The 20,908-nt window shown below is 40.2% G+C and carries 25 protein-coding genes; 1 reads left to right on the plus strand and 24 read right to left on the minus strand.

Going from position 1 to position 20,908, the window contains the following annotated elements; genetic code table 11:
• Positions 1–3 precede the first annotated feature (3 nt).
• From BR02_RS0110330 to BR02_RS0110355, 6 genes are all read right to left on the minus strand, one after another.
• A complete protein-coding gene (locus BR02_RS0110330) occupies positions 4–300 on the minus strand; it encodes a hypothetical protein (protein ID WP_031516835.1) in 297 nt (98 codons plus the stop codon).
• Complete coding sequence (locus BR02_RS0110335; RefSeq protein ID WP_031516836.1) at positions 284–1,378, minus strand: ParM/StbA family protein; 1,095 nt, start codon at positions 1,376–1,378, stop codon at positions 284–286. Before BR02_RS0110335 ends, BR02_RS0110330 begins: the two co-directional genes overlap by 17 nt.
• Positions 1,379–1,663: 285 nt before the next feature.
• Positions 1,664–2,209 carry an HD-GYP domain-containing protein gene (locus BR02_RS0110340; protein ID WP_207641016.1) on the minus strand — a complete coding sequence of 182 codons (546 nt, stop codon included), beginning with the start codon at positions 2,207–2,209 and terminating at the stop codon, positions 1,664–1,666.
• A gap of 121 nt (positions 2,210–2,330) precedes the next feature.
• Complete coding sequence (locus BR02_RS0110345) at positions 2,331–4,415, minus strand: glycoside hydrolase family 78 protein (RefSeq protein ID WP_031516838.1); 2,085 nt, start codon at positions 4,413–4,415, stop codon at positions 2,331–2,333.
• Between the two features lie 3 nt (positions 4,416–4,418).
• A complete protein-coding gene (locus BR02_RS0110350) occupies positions 4,419–5,078 on the minus strand; it encodes a hypothetical protein (RefSeq protein ID WP_157834953.1) in 660 nt (219 codons plus the stop codon).
• Between the two features lie 146 nt (positions 5,079–5,224).
• A complete protein-coding gene (locus BR02_RS0110355) occupies positions 5,225–6,106 on the minus strand; it encodes a hypothetical protein (RefSeq protein WP_031516842.1) in 882 nt (293 codons plus the stop codon).
• 247 nt (positions 6,107–6,353) lie between these two features.
• Between BR02_RS0110355 and BR02_RS15460 the strand changes: the two genes are divergently transcribed.
• A complete protein-coding gene (locus BR02_RS15460) occupies positions 6,354–6,503 on the plus strand; it encodes a hypothetical protein (protein ID WP_157834954.1) in 150 nt (49 codons plus the stop codon).
• 241 nt (positions 6,504–6,744) lie between these two features.
• On the opposite strand, the gene BR02_RS0110370 is transcribed toward BR02_RS15460, so the two are convergent.
• The 18 genes from BR02_RS0110370 to BR02_RS0110455 form a co-directional block, all read right to left on the minus strand.
• Positions 6,745–7,293 (minus strand): hypothetical protein, encoded by a 549-nt coding sequence (locus tag BR02_RS0110370; RefSeq protein WP_207641017.1) that lies wholly within the window; start codon positions 7,291–7,293, stop codon positions 6,745–6,747.
• 70 nt (positions 7,294–7,363) lie between these two features.
• On the minus strand, positions 7,364–7,759 hold the full coding sequence (locus BR02_RS15670; RefSeq protein WP_031516846.1) for a hypothetical protein: 396 nt from the start codon (positions 7,757–7,759) through the stop codon (positions 7,364–7,366).
• A 35-nt stretch (positions 7,760–7,794) separates the two neighbouring features.
• Entirely contained in the window at positions 7,795–7,989 is a 195-nt protein-coding gene (locus BR02_RS0110380) for a hypothetical protein (protein ID WP_031516848.1), read from the minus strand.
• 69 nt (positions 7,990–8,058) lie between these two features.
• A complete protein-coding gene (locus BR02_RS15755; protein WP_031516850.1) occupies positions 8,059–8,250 on the minus strand; it encodes a Flp family type IVb pilin in 192 nt (63 codons plus the stop codon).
• Between the two features lie 38 nt (positions 8,251–8,288).
• The gene (locus BR02_RS0110390) at positions 8,289–9,062 is read right to left on the minus strand and encodes a hypothetical protein (protein ID WP_031516852.1); all 774 of its coding nucleotides are present in this window, start codon (positions 9,060–9,062) and stop codon (positions 8,289–8,291) included.
• Positions 9,063–9,064: 2 nt separating this feature from the next.
• Complete coding sequence (locus BR02_RS0110395; protein WP_031516854.1) at positions 9,065–9,934, minus strand: type II secretion system F family protein; 870 nt, start codon at positions 9,932–9,934, stop codon at positions 9,065–9,067.
• Positions 9,934–11,316: an ATPase, T2SS/T4P/T4SS family gene (locus tag BR02_RS0110400; protein ID WP_169738600.1), complete on the minus strand. Its 1,383-nt coding sequence runs from the start codon at positions 11,314–11,316 to the stop codon at positions 9,934–9,936. The genes BR02_RS0110395 and BR02_RS0110400 overlap by 1 nt, the downstream gene beginning before the upstream one ends.
• Positions 11,213–11,983 carry an SAF domain-containing protein gene (locus BR02_RS0110405; protein ID WP_169738601.1) on the minus strand — a complete coding sequence of 257 codons (771 nt, stop codon included), beginning with the start codon at positions 11,981–11,983 and terminating at the stop codon, positions 11,213–11,215. The genes BR02_RS0110400 and BR02_RS0110405 overlap by 104 nt, the downstream gene beginning before the upstream one ends.
• 11 nt (positions 11,984–11,994) lie before the next feature.
• Positions 11,995–12,510: an A24 family peptidase gene (locus tag BR02_RS14855; RefSeq protein WP_051688272.1), complete on the minus strand. Its 516-nt coding sequence runs from the start codon at positions 12,508–12,510 to the stop codon at positions 11,995–11,997.
• Between the two features lie 13 nt (positions 12,511–12,523).
• Entirely contained in the window at positions 12,524–13,576 is a 1,053-nt protein-coding gene (locus BR02_RS0110415) for a MinD/ParA family ATP-binding protein (protein WP_031516862.1), read from the minus strand.
• A gap of 5 nt (positions 13,577–13,581) precedes the next feature.
• The gene (locus BR02_RS0110420) at positions 13,582–15,387 is read right to left on the minus strand and encodes a CpaE/TadZ family protein (protein ID WP_031516864.1); all 1,806 of its coding nucleotides are present in this window, start codon (positions 15,385–15,387) and stop codon (positions 13,582–13,584) included.
• Positions 15,384–15,743, minus strand: a complete 360-nt coding sequence (locus BR02_RS16110; RefSeq protein WP_051688273.1) for a DUF192 domain-containing protein — start codon at positions 15,741–15,743, stop codon at positions 15,384–15,386. Before BR02_RS16110 ends, BR02_RS0110420 begins: the two co-directional genes overlap by 4 nt.
• Positions 15,743–16,570: a diguanylate cyclase gene (locus BR02_RS14860; protein ID WP_051688274.1), complete on the minus strand. Its 828-nt coding sequence runs from the start codon at positions 16,568–16,570 to the stop codon at positions 15,743–15,745. The genes BR02_RS16110 and BR02_RS14860 overlap by 1 nt, the downstream gene beginning before the upstream one ends.
• An 11-nt stretch (positions 16,571–16,581) precedes the next feature.
• A complete protein-coding gene (locus BR02_RS0110435) occupies positions 16,582–17,310 on the minus strand; it encodes a hypothetical protein (protein WP_031516870.1) in 729 nt (242 codons plus the stop codon).
• A 12-nt stretch (positions 17,311–17,322) separates the two neighbouring features.
• On the minus strand, positions 17,323–18,048 hold the full coding sequence (locus tag BR02_RS0110440; protein ID WP_031516872.1) for a Tad domain-containing protein: 726 nt from the start codon (positions 18,046–18,048) through the stop codon (positions 17,323–17,325).
• Positions 18,041–18,475: a TadE/TadG family type IV pilus assembly protein gene (locus BR02_RS0110445; RefSeq protein ID WP_157834957.1), complete on the minus strand. Its 435-nt coding sequence runs from the start codon at positions 18,473–18,475 to the stop codon at positions 18,041–18,043. The genes BR02_RS0110440 and BR02_RS0110445 overlap by 8 nt, the downstream gene beginning before the upstream one ends.
• Positions 18,438–18,869, minus strand: coding sequence for a TadE/TadG family type IV pilus assembly protein (locus BR02_RS0110450; RefSeq protein WP_031516875.1), 432 nt, complete (start codon positions 18,867–18,869; stop codon positions 18,438–18,440). The genes BR02_RS0110445 and BR02_RS0110450 overlap by 38 nt, the downstream gene beginning before the upstream one ends.
• A 59-nt stretch (positions 18,870–18,928) precedes the next feature.
• Positions 18,929–20,908, minus strand: a 1,980-nt coding sequence (locus BR02_RS0110455) for a PQQ-binding-like beta-propeller repeat protein (protein WP_207641018.1), incomplete at its 5' end; no start/stop codon positions are given.

Consider the following 20,908-nt stretch of genomic DNA (forward strand, 5'->3'; position numbering starts at 1 on the left):
GGGCTAAGTTTCCAGTAAACCTATTAATTTATTATTAATTTTTTTCTTTTTCTGATCATCTTCTGTTGTCTGAGTTATTAACTTCCTGTGTTGGGATGGTGGATCTGTTCTTTCTTTTTCTGGCCAATTTAGTACCTCTAAAATTATTGGGTCACCTTTTTCTTTTAATGATTTTAGGCCTTCTAACATTATTTTACGACCAATTGCACCCTTTTGTTTTGATGGTACCTTATTAAAAAATTCTATTATCTCTTTATATTCAAGCTCATGGGTAACGCCAAAATTAATCTGCCACTTCAATGTTTTCGATGTATTCGCCATTTCTATTTTGCACCCTTCCTGCCAAGGTTAAGCTTAGTATAGCCTTTAAAAAACCGCGGGCATTGGATAGTTGCGGTTCATTAACCATATTCTTTTGATACTCTTTAAAATTCAAAAATTGAAACACTGCCTGTCCACCACCGCCACCAACATAGATATTTTCCAGCAAAGATTTATCAGCCCAACGATTTTCGGCTTCGCTTACAATTATCTCAGCTAATTCCTGAAGGGCCTTTTCTCTTGGTGTTTTAACATCCAGCCCTTTAAACGTGTCCTTCTTTAAAATTGCCTCGATATCTCTGTTTTTTACAAAACGTCCATGCTTACTAAGGAAATTCTGTAATTTTTCGTGAACCATAGAAATTCCATAATTAATGCTACAGCTAAAATCTTTTGAGAGTGTAAAATCATCAAAAAGACATAAATTAGTTGTCCTTCTACCTACGTCAATTAAACCGCAAACAGCACCATCTTCTAAAAGCGGATGGCTATCTATCTGTTCGCCATCTTCGGTTAATAACTGATCAAAGAATACGCCCATTCCTTGAGGATATACCTTTGCTGCAACTATATTAAACCTCCTTGTTTCTCCTGTCAGTGGGCCTGATTCAAAGGTGACTTCGTAAGCGCCAGGTATTGTGTGCTCATAGGTTTTCTTTAAAGATGTTTTATTAGCTTTATAATCTTCTAATGGTAGACCGGTAGCTAAAACAAAGCTTTCGTGATCATTATGGCATAAAAGTGCCAGGGCAGCTAAAGCAGTAGCACGACCTTTTTCGCTGTTCCAGCGGTCCTTATCCTCAAAATAATCTGCATCATTACCACTGGAAGTGGCCATTTTACCCACCCAATAGTGCTTTTTTCCATTATGAGTAAAGGAAATGTCAATATTTTTTATTGGAGCCGCTTGTCCTAGAACCTCTTCTAAACCATCTTCAGTAACTTCCCTGCCCGGAGAAACCATATTAGCAAAAACCACAGGAGCCCTTCCGCATGCAATAGCTTTCATGTAACTGTACCCTGAATCTAAACCCACCGGCGTAACAAAAATACTCATTTTATTTTTCCTCCCTTAATTATCAAAGTTGATTAGTTTTTAATACTATTAGAGCTGTTTTGATACCATTAGATACAATTTGATACTTTTAAATCAAACTTGATTCGGTTATTATCAAAATGTATTAAACCAGATATTTTTTGATATTATTTGAATCAAATGTTAATTAGCTATAAAAAAACCACCCTATATTAATAAAGGATGATTTCTTTATAAGAATACACGAACCATATGCATATTATTAATGAAGCAAAAATATAAACCATGGCTTTAGCGATAAGAATATCATTCATGAAAATAATCCCGCATTTGTATGTTGATGAAAATTTTAACTACCTCGGGATCAAACTGACTACCAGCACAACGTATAATCTCTGCCAAGGCATTAGTTTTATCTAAAGCTCTTTGATATGGTCTTTCGGTTGTCATTGCATCAAAAGCATCACTAACAGCAATAGCCCTAGCACCTAATGGTATATCTCCCCCTTTTAAGCCATCAGGATAGCCTCTCCCATCCCATCTTTCATGATGGTGCCGAACAATCCTAATGATTTCTAAATCATACCCCGATAGAAGCTCTGCACCTATCACAGGATGTAAACGCATTATTTTCCACTCGTTAGGCGTTAATTTCCCTTTTTTAAATAGAATGTTGTTTGGAATACCTATCTTGCCTATATCGTGTAGTGCTGCTGCTCGATGAATTATTTCATATAACTCATCAGGTAGTTTCATTTCTTTTGCCAAGGCAGTCGTATATAGGCAAACACCTTGGTGGTGTTTAGTTAGATAGACATCCTTAATAGTTGATACTGTGTTTAAAGTGCTCAATACGTTTATAAAAACCACTCCTCCTTTCCTTAAGGTAATTTAAACTTTACAGTACCCTATATTAAAAACACCTCACTTACCCAGCAAGTGAGGTGTGGCTTTAACTAAGAATAGCTCAACTCTAGTTCTGATGATCTCGCCCTTGCAATACTACAAGCCAGTCGTCAAACACACTGCCTTGGATTACTACAGCACCATCTGCAAAGGGTGGGGCATCTAAAACTATATCACCTTGCACATCAGTATCTAAACTTTCACCTTTTAAATTCATTTTTACCACTGTCCCTGTGGGTGCCTTTTCATGCCCTGGTTCTGTCCAAAACTCAACTGTCCATCTATTTGTATTACTACCGGCCGGATTAAGCACAGAACTTAAATTAACAGTCGACTGATACGTATTATAAGGGAACTTTGCATCTAATTCTGCTATTGGGCCTATACTATCTATTAACATTACAACCTTTGCTCCTGCTTTTACTTTGGCCAAATCATCTTCAGTCATTCCTCTTAGGATCATTAAATGTGTTTCAGGGTTGTCAGGCACCGGAATAGGCTGTTCCTCGGGCGGGCTTGCTATCTCTGAAAGCCTTAATCTGTCAAAGGCAATAATACAAAAATCGCCCCATTCAGACCATGAGGATTCTTCGTCGTGCATATCCCAGGTCTTAACCCTGTATTTGTATTTGTAGTCACCAGACTCCCACAAAGGATTAGGTATAGCCGGATTGGTAGCTGCAGGGATTGTATAAGATTCACTTTCACTGTAAACCTTTCCGCTGTCCATAAGTAATGCCATATCTGAAGCCCTAGCTATTTCTACCTGATACGCTGTTTGATAATCTCCTTCATCAGCGTCTAAAAAGATCCATTCGAGGGGTGGGGTAGCTGTGGCAAAACACCCTTCGATTGGATTAATAACAGGTGCATCCGGGGCTGTATTAACTTCTAATTTTACTGATCTAATTATAGGTGTGTGCTTTATGTCAGTAGTATCTAACACAGCCTTTACCACAAATTCGTTACCTTCTGGTACTTCTGTCCAATCTTCTGGAATTATGGAGCTAAAACTAGCCCCACCATCACTTGATATATACCAACTAATTGAAGTGTCTATTGGTATAGCTGTATCCACTGTTATACGAACGAGACTATATTCCATTGCACTGCTCATTACTTTTGAAACATAATCCCTTGGATGTGCATATCCAATAGTAAGCTCTATCCCGCTTGTTTCCATATCAGTATCACGAACCACTTCACCTGTGGCATCGTTAAGGGTCCACCAATTAACAACTCCATTCTCATTGATAAATACTTGATCAAATGTACCTGCACGTAAAGCCGCTGCCACTGGCCTATTTATCGGCCCAGGGCTGTAAGCCGTTACCTTTGCAACTCCTCCGGCATCGTTATTCATATAATAGGCAAGCTCGTCTCTTGTTAATAAAGAGGTTCCTATTTCGTCACCGGTACCCGACATAAGATCTATTAAACCTGTAATTCTTTTTGCAGGGTCTTCTATATAATTTCCAGTGGCATCATCAAAGATAAAATAATAAGAAGTATCGGAAGTATTCAGTCTAAAATCCGGGCTTTTGTTTATCATGCTAATGTTTTTAGGGTCTGTTATGCCCGGTTCAAACACTGATACAGGGGACAATGTTCCCCCTGCATCATAACGGGTTATTTTTGCTTTATTATCTGCTGTTTTCTGTAAAAGCAAGGCAGAATCTCTATCGCTAAATGCGGCAATAGATAACACATCAACCAACCCTGTTGTTTTCAGGGCCGGATTACTACTTAATCCCGAGGCGGTGGCTCTATAGTAGGCAATACTATCCTGCGTTGTAGCCCATATATTAAGATTGTCTTGTCTTACCCCTACCCCGGTGGCATCCACCACTGGGGCTGAAAATGCTAGGTTCTGTGCAACTCTACCAGTAACGTCATCTCTTTCATAAAGAAATATACCATCTTTGCTTGCTACAAAATATCCTTCACTATCTTCCAGCATGGCAATAGCACTACTTAGGCTTTGCTCCGGGAGTTGTACCCAATTATTGTTTAAATCAACCAATGCTGTTGTATTATCAGTATCAATGTTACTTAAATCATGAAACTGCTCGTCCAAAAGTAATACTGCATGTGCAGGCCAGGCTATAACCAACCAAATAACTGTGGTTAATATTAAGGTTAACCATTTCAACTATCAGCTACCCCCTTTAATATCTGCGATGTCCATTTTAGCAATTTTCCAATTTTCATTTACTGCTACCATGTGCAGGATAGTTACCACCGAATAGCTGACACCATTTCCTTTTACTGTGGAGTGGACTTCTAAAATAGCATAATCGCCACTAGCACCTAAACATTTAATGTCTGTTACCATTTCATCTAACAAATCAAACTTTTCCTCACTTACGGGCAACCTTTGGGCAGACATACTGGCACTAAGTAGTTCCCCGGCAAGGTATTTGGTATTTTGCTTGTCTTTATCTGGTTTTGAAAGTTCAATGTACTCTTTTGCCACATGTTTTACATCAGAAGATACGGTGCTAGATTTTAAATCATTATGTAGATAGTCAGTGTTTTCAATCTTATATATCTTCCACTGCTGATCATTTTTTTTAAGTTTAAACAGATTGGCTTTCCTGTTATCAAATCTCGCTGTTGAAGTGGTGTAATCCACTGTAACTTCAACAAGGTTTTTGGTTGTTTGGTTAAACTGCTTTTTATTAATAGTAACTTGCTGTGGCTCTGTTACATAAGCCATGTTGGCTTGAGTTTCCAGTAAAGCTTCCCCGGACAGCAACGGTAAAACATCTTCCATCTGCAGGGTAGCTGCAGCCTCTAAATATTTATCAACCACATTAAAGGCTTCATTCTTAGGGCTAGGGCTGCATCCTATAATTGTTGAGCAAAGCATTAGTAATATAGTGCTTATTAATAGTATCCTTTTGATTTTCACCAACTCCTTTATAAACATAAAAACCGGCTCAACGCCGGTATTTATGTTTATAACCTTCTTATTATAATTGTCTTGCTGCCTATATTACCTGATTCATCCTTGACTCTTACGGTGATGGCATTAGAACCCGAACTATTGACAGGTAAACTGACCTTATTATCCGAAGGTAGCGACGCATAGGAGCCTCCATTAATTGAATAGGTTAAAGGCCCAGATTTATTGGTTGTAACTATTGCTTCTATTGTTTTGGCAGAAGTAGCCCTTGCACCACTGATAGTTTGTACATCTACCATTAGCGGTGTGTTGTCTATGTTTTGCATATTGTTAATTGTAGTCTCCATGTTATTTATTTTGTTTTCCAATCCAGGTAATTGCGTATTACGAATATATGCCGCTATGTCGGCTACTGCATTTTCGTTGCCTGTGAGAGATCTTCCACTGTACCAAACTCTTGCGGCAGCGGTGTCAGCAGAAGATTTCGCTGCATTAGCGGCATTAACCGCTTGACCTATTGAAACGCCACTGAAAGTGCCTGGTGTCGTTCTGAGTATGTTAACGTCTAATGATTGTGCTGAATTAAGGGCACGAGGTGAATCTGCTAAAGTCATTCTACCATATACAAGTGTCCCTAAAACTCTCCATTGCGAACCATCATTAGGCAAGTCATACTCAATATATACATTCCTTGGGTCACTGCCAGAGCAGTATGTGTTAACATTTAATGGCATAGAAAAACCATGTGTTACATTAAATCCCATTACATTTACACTAAGTGGCATATGAGAGTATCTGGAATAGCTATTGACTAATGCCCCTATGTGGTCTGTATAGGTAGTAGATGCTTCTCCCTTACTTGGGGAAAAGGCTGCTACCATAATAACAATAATAAAGGATAGTAGGATTGTTTGTAAAAAATTTACTTTTTTCAAAATAATAACCTCCCTTAAAAAATTAAATCAACTGTAATTAGATTGATAGGTCTTTATAACTTAATTATCTAGCACATAACCACAACCTTTCATCGATATTTAAAGGATGTATACACAAGCAAAAACTCCTTCAGTCAAGAAGGGGTTTTATTAATGTCCATTATCTATAAGGAGGTGTAGACGATTATGTTAAACCTGTTCTGTTAGGTAGTATGTTTCAAATTCTATTATTAGGAGGTTTTGTAAAATGAAGATAATATCAAAATTATTAGTGTTTGTTTTATTTGTAGCTAGTTTTACATTTGCAGGCCCGCCATCTAGTGAAGCAGCAATTATAGAGCATAGAGACACTACAGTAAAAACGTTGACATTAGGCTTAGACGGTACGTTTTCTTAGTTAAGATAAAACTATTTAGAGCCTGGCTAAAGCTAGTTATTGGTTGTCCTTTGGCTATTTTTTTAATTTCATACTTGTTTAGGTAAACTTGTAAATTTTTTTTAGTTTCTCCGGGTCTTCTTGTTGTTGAATGATTTTCATTAGATCTTGTAATACATTTTGAATCATGCGATAACCCCCTCTTAGTTGCTTCAAGGGCTATTATAGCATTAAAGAGAAGGTTATTTAACCAGATTTACATTTAGGTCTTATAATGCACTTTAGCAGCGGCCCAGCGCACAGGGGATATATCAGTAGTGATAGTTTTTAATTTAATTTTCATCACTGCTATACAACCTGGGGTTTCCATAGTTATATCAAACGTGCCACCGGTGCCGTAAGATATACCAAAGTCCGATACAGTAAATTGCTGGGGAAAACCCACTCCCGATAAAGGGTATGAACTCAAATTGCTACCATCAAAATCATACTGGTAAACCGCCTGTGCACCTGTGCTTTCATATTTACCATCACCGTTATATATAATCAGACTATATATAGGTGCCTCGGCCAAGGGTGAACCATCAAGCGGAGTAAGCGAGTCAGGATTCAATTTTAAGTTATCCGCAAGCATTGATGTAAAAGCCTCGTGTGCATTGTTAGAATGGATTCTGGGGTCTCCTTCTGCCCGGCTCCTATCTGTTACTTGATGGGTAGCTGCCTTTACTGCTTTTTTTAAACTTTCTTGAAAGTCCAACTCAGTATCAGATGCTGCTCTGCTGTAATCTAGACGAAATAGAAGTAATAACATGATTAATGGTGTAGCTATAAGCACCATTAACAAAGCTATACCTCTGTCATCTTTACATTTATCTTTACCTCTATGGATTAACCCTTTCACTGATAACACTACCTCTCAAATAAATGTAGTAGTCTTCGGGATCTGCTGCTCCCACTAAACTACCAATCTTTAATCCGTTGTGGGTGTCGGGCAAACAGGTGATTTTCATAGTTATCAGACTATCATTTACGTTACTGCTTCTTAGCACCCGGGATGCCCCTTGGGACTCCCTTGGGCCTTCAATATCAACTATTGGAGCACCTATCTTCTCAAAAGCATCATACATTTGCGACTCATCCTGTGTAGTCAAATACCCCTCTAGTTGCACTCTATCCAAGAAGGTATACATCTGGGCTTTGGCTTTATCATGGGTATCCATTTGCTGGCCATAAAATATTGGACTGAACACCAAAAATGTAGCTGGTATTAGTGCCAATAGAAATGTTAAGAAAGCAATTCCTCTCTCGCCTTTTACATGCCTGAATTTGCTAGGTTTTCGATATACTGCACCCCGGCATCGTGGAAGTTTGCCAATGCCCCGTTTATATCTAAAAGAATAGCGGCCACTAGAGAAATAATTACGCCTATTCCCAAAAGATAAGATACTAGACTTTGGCCTTTTTGACAGTTGAGCTTTTTGGCTGCTTTTGTGCTCATAAAACACATTATGAATCCTCCTTTTTCCTTTCTACAAAAACACAAGTCCCGATGAAATCACCGGGACTTGTGTAACTACTAATCTCTATTAATATCACCGGCTAGATTTTCAAGTACAGTTGCAATAGTGTTACCTACTACTTCTATTCCATCAGACAATGATGCAAGTGCCGTGATAGCTGCCACTGCAACAATGCCTAGTAAAAGTGCGTACTCTGCCAACCCTTGACCTCGTTCACTTTGCATTTTTACAAGTAATCTTTTTAACATTTTTCAACCTCCCAAGCTTAAAATTACTCTTAAAATTACTATTGTAGTTTTTCAACGGCATCAAACAATATGTTTTGTGCATAGTAAGCAAAATTAAGAGCAAATATCCCGAAGATAGCTAAAGTCGGCAACACCCTCCAGAATAGCATTCTCATTTTGCCCATGGCAAAACTTTTCTCTTCCATTCCTGCAAGCTTAGAATCAATGTTACGGGCACCTTGCCCAAGTACATGGGCTACACTCTCGCCACCTGCCTCATATGCCCTTTTTAAAACGTAGCAAAGGGTTTCTGCTTCGGGTATTTTTAACTCTTGGCGTAATATATCTAATGCCTGATGCGGATCAAATGACCAACGCTGCAATGCTTTATTCACAGCTGGTTGCATTGATGGTGCCAAGGCAGCTGCCATGCGTAAAGTATGCGGTATGTTATATCCGGCTCTTAGTCTCACCTCCACGGCCTTAAAAAAAGTAGAAGTATCCCTCAGGATGCCGTAACGGTTTTCTTTTTTAGTTATCGCCTTGGCCAACAGTCCTAGTGCTATACCAACCCACATCACAAGATTAACAGTAAACCAATTTATAACATCACCCCACATCAACAACAATGCGGAGACAAACCCTATCAAGCCTCCAATGGCAGGAAACCAGTCATGTAGTGGCTGACGTTTACTTTTACTGAAGGTTTTTCTCATATTTTTAAAGATACCCTTACGTTGTATCCTGGCATTTAATTTATTTAACAGCAAATAAATCAAAGGGCCAGACAATAAGACGATCCCGGCGGTAAACAACATTAACTTCGTAGTCAAGTTTACACCTCCATTCGTCGGATTGTTGTATAGTCCAACATTGGGCCTATACCTACAGATAACAGGTATAAGCAGATCAAGAGCTTACCTCCCACCGTTTGAGTCATAAACTCCCAGGTTGTAGGTACAACCGAGGCGGCAATGGCATAGGCCGGAAAAAACAATAACAGTGTTAATATTGATATAATTCGATCTTGGAAGAGTTGCGAGATTTTTTCATGCAACCTTTTTCGTTTAGATTCCATCTCCTTGCCTAGTTCTAAAAACATTGGTGCCACTGCACTGTTGTAGTAACAATCGTGGGCCCGAGATACAAAGTCCCGCCCATAATTAAAATCCAGTTCTTTTACCATGCGTCCAAAAGCTTCTTGAGGATCTCGTGAGGTTAAATCACGTTCAGCCTGGCGAAATATTTTTCCCACTGGGTCAGGTATACTCCTTCCAGTATTACCTAGGGCGTGGGCAACTTTCACCCTTTCCAGCTCAGATGCAAACACAGGGCACGCTTCAACCAACTGATCAAACTTAAACAGTTTTCTCCGCAGAGCAATATAATGGAATATCTGTTCAGGTATGACAAAGGCTATTATCGTTAACAATACAGCAGCCAATGGGTTATTCATTGCAGCACCGGTAAACAAACCGGTGGTAATAGCAAAGCTAATTAGCAATACATACACACTTGCCTTCATGGTGGAGTTGCGTAGTTTAAGGTATTTATCCACCCGAGACATCCAGTGGGATATGTGGGGAGATAACACTTGTTTTTGTTTCTGTTGTTTTAAAAACTCAACAAGTAAAGTTATTATTATATATACAATCACCGTGCCTACTAACAGAAGTCCCAAGCATAAGGCTACAAGTTGCAGCATTACAACCACCCAACCTTTTGCAATTCCTGATCGGTAACACCGTATATCCTCATTTTTTCTAATAATTCTTTAAATGGCTTTTCGTTAAAAACCCAATCCCCCTCCCAATAGTCACCACTACTCCCTTTCCATTCTGCAAGGTTGTAATACTCCACCTTGGTACCAGTATGATGAGCAACGGTTATTTGTAATACTTTTTTAATGCCCCTGTCTAAATCACCATACACAGTCACAAAGGTGTCAAAGGCCCTTAAGGTACGCTTTATAGCAGCATCATGGGTTAGTGCCTGGTTTTGGGACAAAAGCAAATCTGCAGTGCCACTAACCGCTTCAGATGGATTTAAAAAGTGGCTGGTACTCCAAAACCTTCTTGCTCGCTCTCCGGCCATCACAGCAGCACTGGTATCATCTAACCTAAATTCCCCAAAAATAAGCAGTGTTGCCGATAATCTCAAGTTTCCTGCAAAGAGTTCTTCCAGTGTTCCACCTGCTAAACGGGAGTGTTCTTCCATTTCTACCACACTTCGATCTGGGTAATGATGCCCTAGGCGCAACTCCCGGTCAGTTTCAATAGTAGCGATTCTAGTTGTTTTATTTAATACACTAACCAATACACGCAACCAACTGGTCTTGCCACTTTCAGGAGGCCCTATAAATAGCATCTTGGCACCGTAGCGGGCAAGTAAAGCAAGCATGTCCCATACTTTTTCGTTAGCCGAGCCGCACTTGATAAGGTATTCTTTATCTAGGTAAACAGCGTTTAATTTTCGTAGAGCAAAGGTGGTAAACTCTGTTAAAGGGGGCCTGAAAGCGGTAAGACGCGAATCGTCTTTACGCACACAATAAACCCTAGGGTGTGAATCATCAAAATGGGCATCCTGGTCATGGGCAATCATCCTTGAAACCAGCCTGTTCACATGGTCGTTGTTTTTAAATTTGATATCAGGGACTGGTTCTATTTTGCCAAGCCTAGAAACAGAAATCTTGTCGGGTGCATCAACAAAAACCTCATATATCTCTGGATCATGATAAAGGTCATGAATCACATCTAAACCCCAGGCCCTTTTATATACCTCCACTGCCAATTGTTCTGCATCCATACCATCAATACTAACCTCAAAGTCGGTTAGTATTTTTTTGATATAATTTATCAACTCCCCTACAGCTAAGGGATCACCAGCACTGGCAAGGCTTTGTAGGTTGTTTATTTTTGACAATTCTTCCTCTGACCACCTGGTGCTATCGGTTGATATTTGCCCTACAAATAAAACACATTCATCAATTGTCTGGGGTGTCTGTAATATCGGCTCCGGTTTCTCCTCCTCCATCATTTGGTTCTTCAGACTGGTCTGTAGGTTCTTCAATAACTTCGTTATTCTCACTACCTGCAAGCCTCCCTTCGCTTTTTACTACCAGAACAATATTAGATGAACCAGAAACAGCTCCACTTACTACATTACTGGTTTCATGGGGCTGTACTGCCAACTGTATAACAGCCGGAGGCTTAACATCACCCTTTGTTAAAGCTCTACTGGCTGCCTCGGCAACACTAACCCCACTGCTCTTAAACAAATCATTACCCTGCCCATCCCAGATATTTAGCACTATTGCGTTTTTGGCAATCAGCTGTTTGTTTGCAATAGATGTATCGTATATTACACTGTACACATCAACCAAGTTACCTGGCACTGCTCCACCGGATCGTGCCAGGTCTACATTGACACATACAAAATCATACCCTTTAAGAACATCTTCCTTGGTTATTCTTTCTTGCCTGATTTTCTCTCCCTGATATAACGGCTCTAAGGTAGTTTTGCCAATCACAGCTTCAGGGGCAACAACCACTCCGTTATCCACCTCTCCCGGGGATACCGCCCGTGTTGTTATATCCCCCGATGTAATGTATTGATACTGGGGGATATATTTATTAGGCACCACTATTTCAATAGTTTCTTCAGCAGCAGATAATTCTTTACTTAAAAAAATACCGGCACCTACCGCCAGGGCAAGTCCGATAGTAAAAGAGAAAACCAATAGTTTGTTACTCAATATTTTTTTAATCATCCTAGCATTGCCTCCTTTGCCCAAAGACTAATAAATACAAATATCCACAAGCCCGCAACCAAGCAACAACCAAAGGCTATGGCCCCGGCTGGTAGTGGTGCATCAGGGTCTTCTGGTAGCCTGCTCCACTTTAATAATGAGCGAAAACCACCTTTTAATTTTCCTACCCGTATAATTTTATATATCCCCCATATAGCTCCCAGCCAGCAGGCAATGAACAACACAAATAGAAAACCATAAGGCCCTAACCAAGCACCAAAGGCGGCCATCAGCTTGGCATCACCCATTCCCATTTGCCCCAACAAAAAGCTAACAAACCCTATAAGGAAACCCAGTCCAGCACCTATTAATGAATCAAGCCAATTGCCAGTGTAAAGGCCGTAACCCAGTCCTAAAATTAGCACTGGCAAGGTTATATAGTTGGGCAACCGATATTCTTTCCAGTCTGTATATGCGGCCGCTGTGGATGGCAGTACACACCCCCAAAATATTGGCGAATATATCAACTCCATGTTATCCCTCCTTTTAAGCCTCTTTTTTACCCAACAGTTTTTTAAAGATACTGGCTATACCGTCACTACTACCACTGCTTGGTTTTGCAATTGACCAATGAGGGCAAAGCTGATTTAAAATATGGTTTACCTCTTTGGCAAATGCCGAATGAGGTTCTTTTAATATAACCGTCTCCATCTTTCCAGAATTAAGATACTTGATAATGGAATCTGTTTCTGGAAGACTGCCGACTCGTTCCGGCATCTGCTTCATCATATTCTTTAGCATTTCCTGACACTCTTGAGTATCAAAGAAACCGGGGTAACCTACCCGGTTAAACACTATAAATGATTGCTCTATTTTATTGACTTTATTAAGTGTGGGTAATAACTGCACCACCCCCTCTAAAGAGCCATACTCTGGAGTAACTGTTATCAATACCGTATCCATAAATGGTAGAAGTTTTTCCGCTAGAAAAAAGTTCTTTGGTAAATCTATAAACAACATCTCAAATTGTCTTTGAAGCAATTCAATCACTTTAAGTATTTTATTCAAATCAAGCTCATGATAATTATCTGCCACCATAACTCCCGGTACTATGTACAGATTTTCCAAATCGGGGTGTGGTATAGCACATGTGTCTATGCTATATCCCATGCTATCATCCCAAGTGCTTATAGATGGCCATAATATATCTGGGTTTTCTAACACTTCTAAATACCTTATACCATAAGCCGTTGGCACCTTTGGAAATTCAGCAAGATCAAGAATAGCAACTGGTCTTTTGTTGGGTACATTAATAGCTGCAGCTGCGGCCAATGAAGTTAGTAGTGTAGTATTCCCCTTTCCGCCCCCGGGAGAGATAGCGGTAACTATGTTGTTTCGCACAAACCGGGTTTTGGTAGTGGTCTTTAGTTGTATGATTGGCTGGTCGTCATTTTGGGTTTTTTCTATCTCTACATCTTTCCCTTCTAATATAGCTTGTACTGCCTCAACCGGTATTCTTAAAGCATCGGCAATGCCTTGGGCATTGCAATACTCTGACATTTCTTTAATTTGCTGTTTTAGTCGTTCGGCTTCGTTCAAAAAAACTACCTCCTTTTAAACCGACCAAGAAAGTCGTTGAAAAACCCCTTTTCCTTTTTTTCTTTTGTTTGTGGGCCTTGGTAACTGTACCCGGCCATCTCTGCTATATGTGTCGCCATAAGATGAATTTGGTTGTAACTGCGCTCCACTGCGGCAATTTTCCCCTCATAAGTGCCTTTTTTATACTCGCGGGTATTAACTGGAATCAAAGCTTCAATTTTGGGGGCTTTTTTCTTGTCTTTTACGATGATGTTAGTATTAAAGCTTTTTTCAAGTTTTTTCGGCTCTTGCAAATCAGGATCATACATACCAATTATTAAACCAATCTTATCAGGCGAAACCCCATACATTACGTATTTGGGGGCATATACTCTGGCCTCTTCTTCCGTAAATGCATCCTGTGAAAGTATAGAGTAAACCTTATCAGCCCTTTTGAATACTTCTCTAAGCCGCTTATCTTCCCAAAACTCTGGCGCCGTATCTATTAGCACCACAGGAGATGTCTCTAATAAATAATCTATTATTGCCCCTAACTTGCCAGGTTCAAAATATGGGGAGGTTTGATCCATGGGTCCTGGCAACAAATATAGATAATCGTTTATTTTGCATAGCACATCATCAATGATAGTTTTAGAAAATGGCTTGTTGGCTAAAAACTCAATTCCAGGAACATCTTTTTTTACCTTAAAAAACGTATGGCAGTTTGGTGCTCCAAGGTTAAGATCCACAATTGTTGTCTTAACTCCCGATTTTGCTAAAGAAATACCTGCCATAACAGTTAAGGTGGTTTTTCCTACACCACCCTTTGAACTTGTAAAAAGTATTAACTTGCCCCTGGCAAATGTTGTTGAACGGGCATACAGTTGAGTATCTTCTTCTATGTTTTCCATATAATCATTGATCATTGCTATAGATTCTTCTTCCTTATTAGCCATACTGGCTATTTCTGAGACCTGAACTTGTTTAGCTGGCTCAGACTTCTTCTTAGTGTCTTGCTTTTTCACTACTTCGGTTGGTTCCACAGTTATTGTGTGTGCTTCCATCGTAGGCTCAACTTCTACAGGTTTTTCTATATTGATTTTCGGAATATTTTCTGATTGAACTATGCAAGCCTGTTTTTTTACTACTGGTTCGATTTTTGTTTTAATGTTTGCTTGGTCTGTTGTTGTCTTAGTCGGTTTAGTAGGCTTAGTAGGCTTATCTTTTACCACAAATGACCTGTCATAAACTAATGCAACTGGCAAGGTATATGGTCTATCACCAGGGGTAGCAGGAATATCACCTGTTACATAGTTATTTAGTCCGTATCCGTTTGCCATGTTTATGAATGTTTCATTACCTATTCCAGCCAAAAGGACAATTCTGCTGTTTGGATATAGTGTTTGAATACTAGCTAACAGTCTTTGATCAAGCCCAGGTAGACTATGGGATACTACCAATACGTCAGGGTTTTTATCAACCATCTGAAACACCCCTTGGGCATCGGTGCAGGTTATAAAGTTCCATCCTTGGAACTGCTTTAGGCTTTGCAAGCTTTCTTTTAATTGGTTGATTGAAACTGCTTCGGTAGCAAGCAGACAATTGTTAAAAAGCAGAGAGGAAATCATATCAAAAAACTCTTTACGCTCAAAGGGCAACACCTCAATGGTTTCTTCTATCCGCTTGGTAATTAATACTGTCACTTGCTCGATGTCGCCCGATACTACCTTTCCGTCACCGTTAAATATCTGCGGACTATCTTGTCTAATAGATTCCGCTATATTATTGGCTATTTGTGCTTTACGTTCTTCTTCAATTGCTTGCCAACTCAATTTATTTTCACCTCCGAATCCGAATTTGTTTCTAAAAATAAAAAGTCCCCTTTACTAACCCTTTTAAGAGTTGTCGGGGAAACTTCTATAACCTGTTTTGCACTTGGTACCCACTTGCTAATCTGCCAGGGCATCAGGTGTTCTTGGTGTAACACTTCTCCTAGTGAATTCACAAAAATCACTCCTATAGAGAACCGCATAAAAAACATATGCACTTGCTGACAAGGTGATATTACCAAGGCTTCGTTGGGTGTTATCCCTGACCGCCCCAGTAGCCCTCTGAGTCTTTTAAAGAAGGTGTCGGCTATAGTTACCTTAGTTGCTATAGTTTGACCGTTTGTAGCGTTAACCAGCATCACTTGACCTCCGATACTACCTTATTCCTACCTGTTTTCTTGGCGTGGTATAAGTTTTTGTCAGCCCTTTGAATGAGGGCCTCTTTGTTTTCGTCTAACCTTCTTTCTGCAACTCCCAAGCTTATAGTTATTTTTATCTCGCCGGCACAGGTTTGAAAAACTGTATTTTCTACCATGGCCCGTATTCTTTCAGCTATCGCCAAAGTGTTTTTACCGTCAGTTTGGCATACTGCAACAAATTCTTCTCCACCATACCTAGCAACTAAATCGCCAGGTCGTACTGTTTTAACGATAACCCCGGCGAATTGCTGTAGCACTTCATCACCTGCTTGGTGCCCATAAGTGTCATTTACCTTTTTAAAGTAGTCAATGTCCATCATGATCACCGAGAAGATTGTATTTTTATTAACCAATTCAGTTAATCTTGTGTCTAGATATTTTCGGCTACTAACACCTGTTAGACCATCCACGGAAGAATCAAACATTAGTTTTAATGAATCCTCTGCTTGCTTTGCCGTTTGGTGCCAACGATCCTGTTCGTAGGACTGTAATTTTCGTGTTAACTTATTAAGGGCACTTTCTAGCCCAAACAGCTTGTTAATTACTTCTGTCAACTTGTTGGGTACTACAGTTTTTCCTGTTACAAGTGCTGTAATCTGTTTATCGAGTTGCTTTTGATAATAGAAGGCACAACAAAAGAGGGCAGAAAAACAGACGAACCAGAGTATGTGAACCACCAACCCAACACTAGGGATATTTAAATATGCAGCTACTACACCAAGCAACAAAAGCACCATTGGTATAATAGCAATTACTCCTATCCTCAAATAGCCACCCCCTAATACTTGATGTTTTCTTGCACTGTCTTAACAATATTCTCATGGCCGCGAATAGTTTCTATATCTCCATCGTTGTTAATTACCAAAGCAGGAACAGGCCCCATATACTGTGTTGCTAATACTTCTCCTTGGTATCCTTTTTCTTGTAGGTATTCCTTACAGGTATCTCCCCCACTGTGCATTGGTTGCCAGTATTGCCCTTTGGGATCTAGCTGCACTAACGAGTCAACCACATCACCACAAGGCCCACAGTTAGGGTTATATATCAATACCGGTTTGTCTTGGGCTATTTCTATGACGCTTTGTTCTAGCGTCTGGGCATAATCTGTCTGAGTATGGTCAGTGCTTGAAGCATCACCAATCCCCACAGGGGTTGCTAATACAACTACAAAAAACATTATAGCAGTCATGGCACCTGACAATACCATGGATGGAATTTTGTTTTTGCCCCTTTGAACTAATGAGATACATATAACAGCCCCCAAAATCAGTATGTCTGCTTTAAGGCATACCTCACAAAGATACTTAAATGCAGCCTGCATCACCAGGGAGGTAGAAATTAAAGCTATCCCCCCGGCAAGTGCCCATATGGAGTGTCTTGTTAAAGCCAATGCCCCACATATGATGCAGGCTAATACTGCAAGCAGAGTAATTACATCTATACTACCTTGTGTGGCTAGGTAAATTCCTGCCGATAAAAACACAAGAGAACCAGGTAACTTCTTCAATTTATCAACTCCTTATTCATTACAATAACTACTAGGTGGCCTACTCCACTTACCGGTTGACAGGTCTCTGTAGTAGGTTCTACCTTGTGAACAGGTAGACGTTTCAATGTAGGAAAAATCCGTATCTGGTGCAATGGTTTTAAAGACATCCATCATCACGGTTTTTACCTTGCCCTGTGCTCTTACAATCACAGAAGGGTAGTATGGATTACCACGGTTAGTATCTCTTAGGTAACTAGCGTTTACAGTGATAAAAGCACTGCCACCTGTCGATATATCCATTTCCTTTGGTCGGTTTATTTCAAATAAGGTGTTGGCAGCCATGTATACATCGGCACCGTTGTTTTTATAGTTCACCCACCGATCAAGTATTTTCATGCCGTTACAACCACAAGAACAACAGTAGTTTTGCCATCCATTGTTGTCAAGCAAGTCTGCTTCTTTACCTACTACAGTAAAGGGATCACCACAATCAACACAACAAGGACTGCATCCAGACTCATCACAACAAGAACTTTTCCTACTCCCGGGATCTATCTCCAACCTTACATACCGATCAACACTTTTAGCCCCAGCCAGTGAAGCGGCGTCGCTTGCCACTTGAAGTTTTTCTTTGGCAATATTGGCCCTGCCAAAGTCTGTAACCACTGCAATCAAGGCCAAGAAGATAAATATCACCGCAGCGGTTATAGGTAAAATACTGCCCCTTTCGTCATTTAACAAGTTCTTTTTACTCAACATCCCACCACCCAAAAGTAGCTTTATATCGCAATTTTTTATCATCCAACGCTTCCCCGCCGACCACTGTTGGGAACATCCTAGAAAACGGTGATGAAGTATATTCCACGTCACAGTCAATTAATTGGCGTGAACCAAAACTGTATGTGTTAAGGTTTATATTTAACTTGTTGGTATCTAACCCCCATACCCAAGCTGACTGCTGTGCTTTGCTGTAACCATCATTTAGATTACCTGTTACAGCTGCTTGCCTTGCCCCATCCCTTGCCACCTTTGGTATCGCTGACATATCCGCAACTCGTAGGCCAACATTAATTAAAAAAACATACAGCAAAAGCAGAATAATAATACTGGCTGCAAACTCCAGCATTATTACACCTTCTTCATCTTTAACGATATTCGTGCGAGTGCGTAAATTTGTGTTCACCGGGTGCCACCGCCTCCTTTGTTATAGTAACCTTTCCTGACCATTTAGGGCTACTGGGGTCAAGCATCTTGGTTACGCCAGGGAAGAAAGTCGCCATTTCTGTGCTTACCCGAGCTGTAGGTTGTTGACCGTTCCAGTAGACACGAACATCTTTAATTTGAGATGCTACCATCGTATTATTAAGGTGGTTTCTAGCAATGTTTTCCGCTTGGGATGAATTATTTGTTGTAGCTAAATATACTACTGCATGTCGTGCGGCTCTATCGGTCTGGTAGCTGTTATATAGCCACAAGCCGTGAATAAGAAATATACACAGAACTGCCAAATATATGCAAAAAACCAAAGCAAACTCTACCAATGCCTGTCCTTTTTGATCCTTAATAAGATTTTTCATAATTCACCTCCTATAAAACAAAAAACCCACTGTTAGGTTACTAACAGTGGGCTAGTGAACTATAGGCCAACTCTAATTTTTCCGTCGGTTTCGGGTAAATCCATCTTCTTAACAGTAATTGTAACACTATCTTTATTATCTTGCGGATATACGTCTGTCCATGAATCATTTGCTGGCCATGCTTCAGCATTTATGGTGTATGTTCCTGGGCCTGCATTGAAATTATATGGATACTGCTTAATCTCTTTAGGGCCTAGATTAAGAGTGTGTACTTTCGGGCCTCCCGGTCCATTAATCGTAACCTTTACTGGCAGTGTGCCAGGGAAGTTATCTTTACGCCTAACTGTCACTGTTGATTCTACAAGAACGCTGTTGTCTGGAATTACCCAATTAGTTTTTAGAGGGCGTATTTTGATAGCTATATCATAGGCTGCAGGAGCAAACTTTTCTGTGATTTTATTATCTTCATAAGTTGTTTCGGGATATTTTCTGGCATTCGGCTCTATGTTTATTGCGCCTACCAACTCTACACTATTACTCTCTGCAGTCCAAGAATAAGAAAGGGTTTTCTCCTGGCCGGGTTCTAAATCTATAAAGTAACATTCTACACCCCGGTATTTGTTTTTAGTCAGTTCCATACCGTTTTCGTCTACCAACGAACTCACTAATTTATTGTTTACATATACGCCGATGGGTATAAAACCTGCTCCTAATGCTGGATGTTCATTTTTAACCTTAAAAGAGCCAAGATAGGTTTTGCCTTTTTCTATCTGTGCCCCTTCTTCTACGCCTGATTGTAACTCAACAGCTACCAAGTTAAAGGGTACAGATTTCCATGCCTTTACCCCGTCCTGAGTAGTAACAACCATCCAGTCGTAGGCAAGGGAAATTTCACCTGTAACTCCTGCGCCGTAATTATCGGTATTGTTAGCACTGGCTATGGGAAACCCGTGATACTTAACCCCTACAAAGGGGTCTATAGCTGAAAGCCAACCGTTTCCAACACCCTCAAAAACAGTTGCACCGCCGGTACTGGGTATTCGCCATACTGCCGGGGCGGTCATGGCTCTTGAATCAAACTGTACCGTCCAGTTAGTCTGATGAGTATTTCTGTCTATCGCAAGAATTTTTCCTCTCTGCCCAGGTTGGCCTACTGCTGGGAAATAGACGGTGTTCCCTGTAAGGGCAGGAGAACGGTTAGAGAATATGCCTTTATTATCTGCGTTTACCCAGAACTCCCCTGTTACAACATTTAAACCATATACTCTACTTTGGCAGTCTCCAAAGTACAGCCAATCTCCATCAACAGCGAAACTAGCTACTAGACCAGAAGATAGAGTATGTCTTTTGTATGCATTATGAGATTTTAAAACTACCTTACCATTTTCTTCAGCCAAGATATCATCTAGCCTATATAGCCTTAGTTCCCCACTGTTTTGGCCCTGATCCAGCCCGACTGCAAAGCCTTGACCGTTTAATATGGGTGCTGGGCTAGAGGATGTTCTACCGGAACCCAAGCTAATATACAAATTATTGGCCTTGCTTTGATCCAGCATGTCTGTGGCAAGGCGAACTTCTGCGCTGTTACCTGCTGTGTATACTACAACCTCATGACCTCTCCAATTAAGAACCAGCGGGGCAGAAACGATATCTGATGCCCGAAGGTCTTCAAAGTGAAATACCTTTTTAGCGTTATCAAAGTCCGTAATATCTATTACGTCAATATAGCTTTTACTACCTGAGCGTTCAGTTCCGATATATACATATTTTTTCCCGTCTTTTTCTACCAATGTTGGGTGACTTTTGGTTACCTTGTCACCATGCAACGGTACTTTCCATATGGGGGGATTGGGTTGAAAATTGTTAGAAAAATCGGGTTCTTTCATCAGATATCCCCTTAACTCTTTACCCGCTGACACAACCGCAATAGTTTGGCCTGAGTAGTTACCCCATCCTTTTAAAATTAAAGGTTGAGAATATGACACTCCACAATTATCTTCCCAAGCTGCCCAGAGGACGGGTACCGTTCCTTCTCCAAC

Source organism: Desulfofalx alkaliphila DSM 12257 (assembly GCF_000711975.1).
Classification (GTDB): domain Bacteria; phylum Bacillota; class Desulfotomaculia; order Desulfotomaculales; family Desulfohalotomaculaceae; genus Desulfofalx; species Desulfofalx alkaliphila.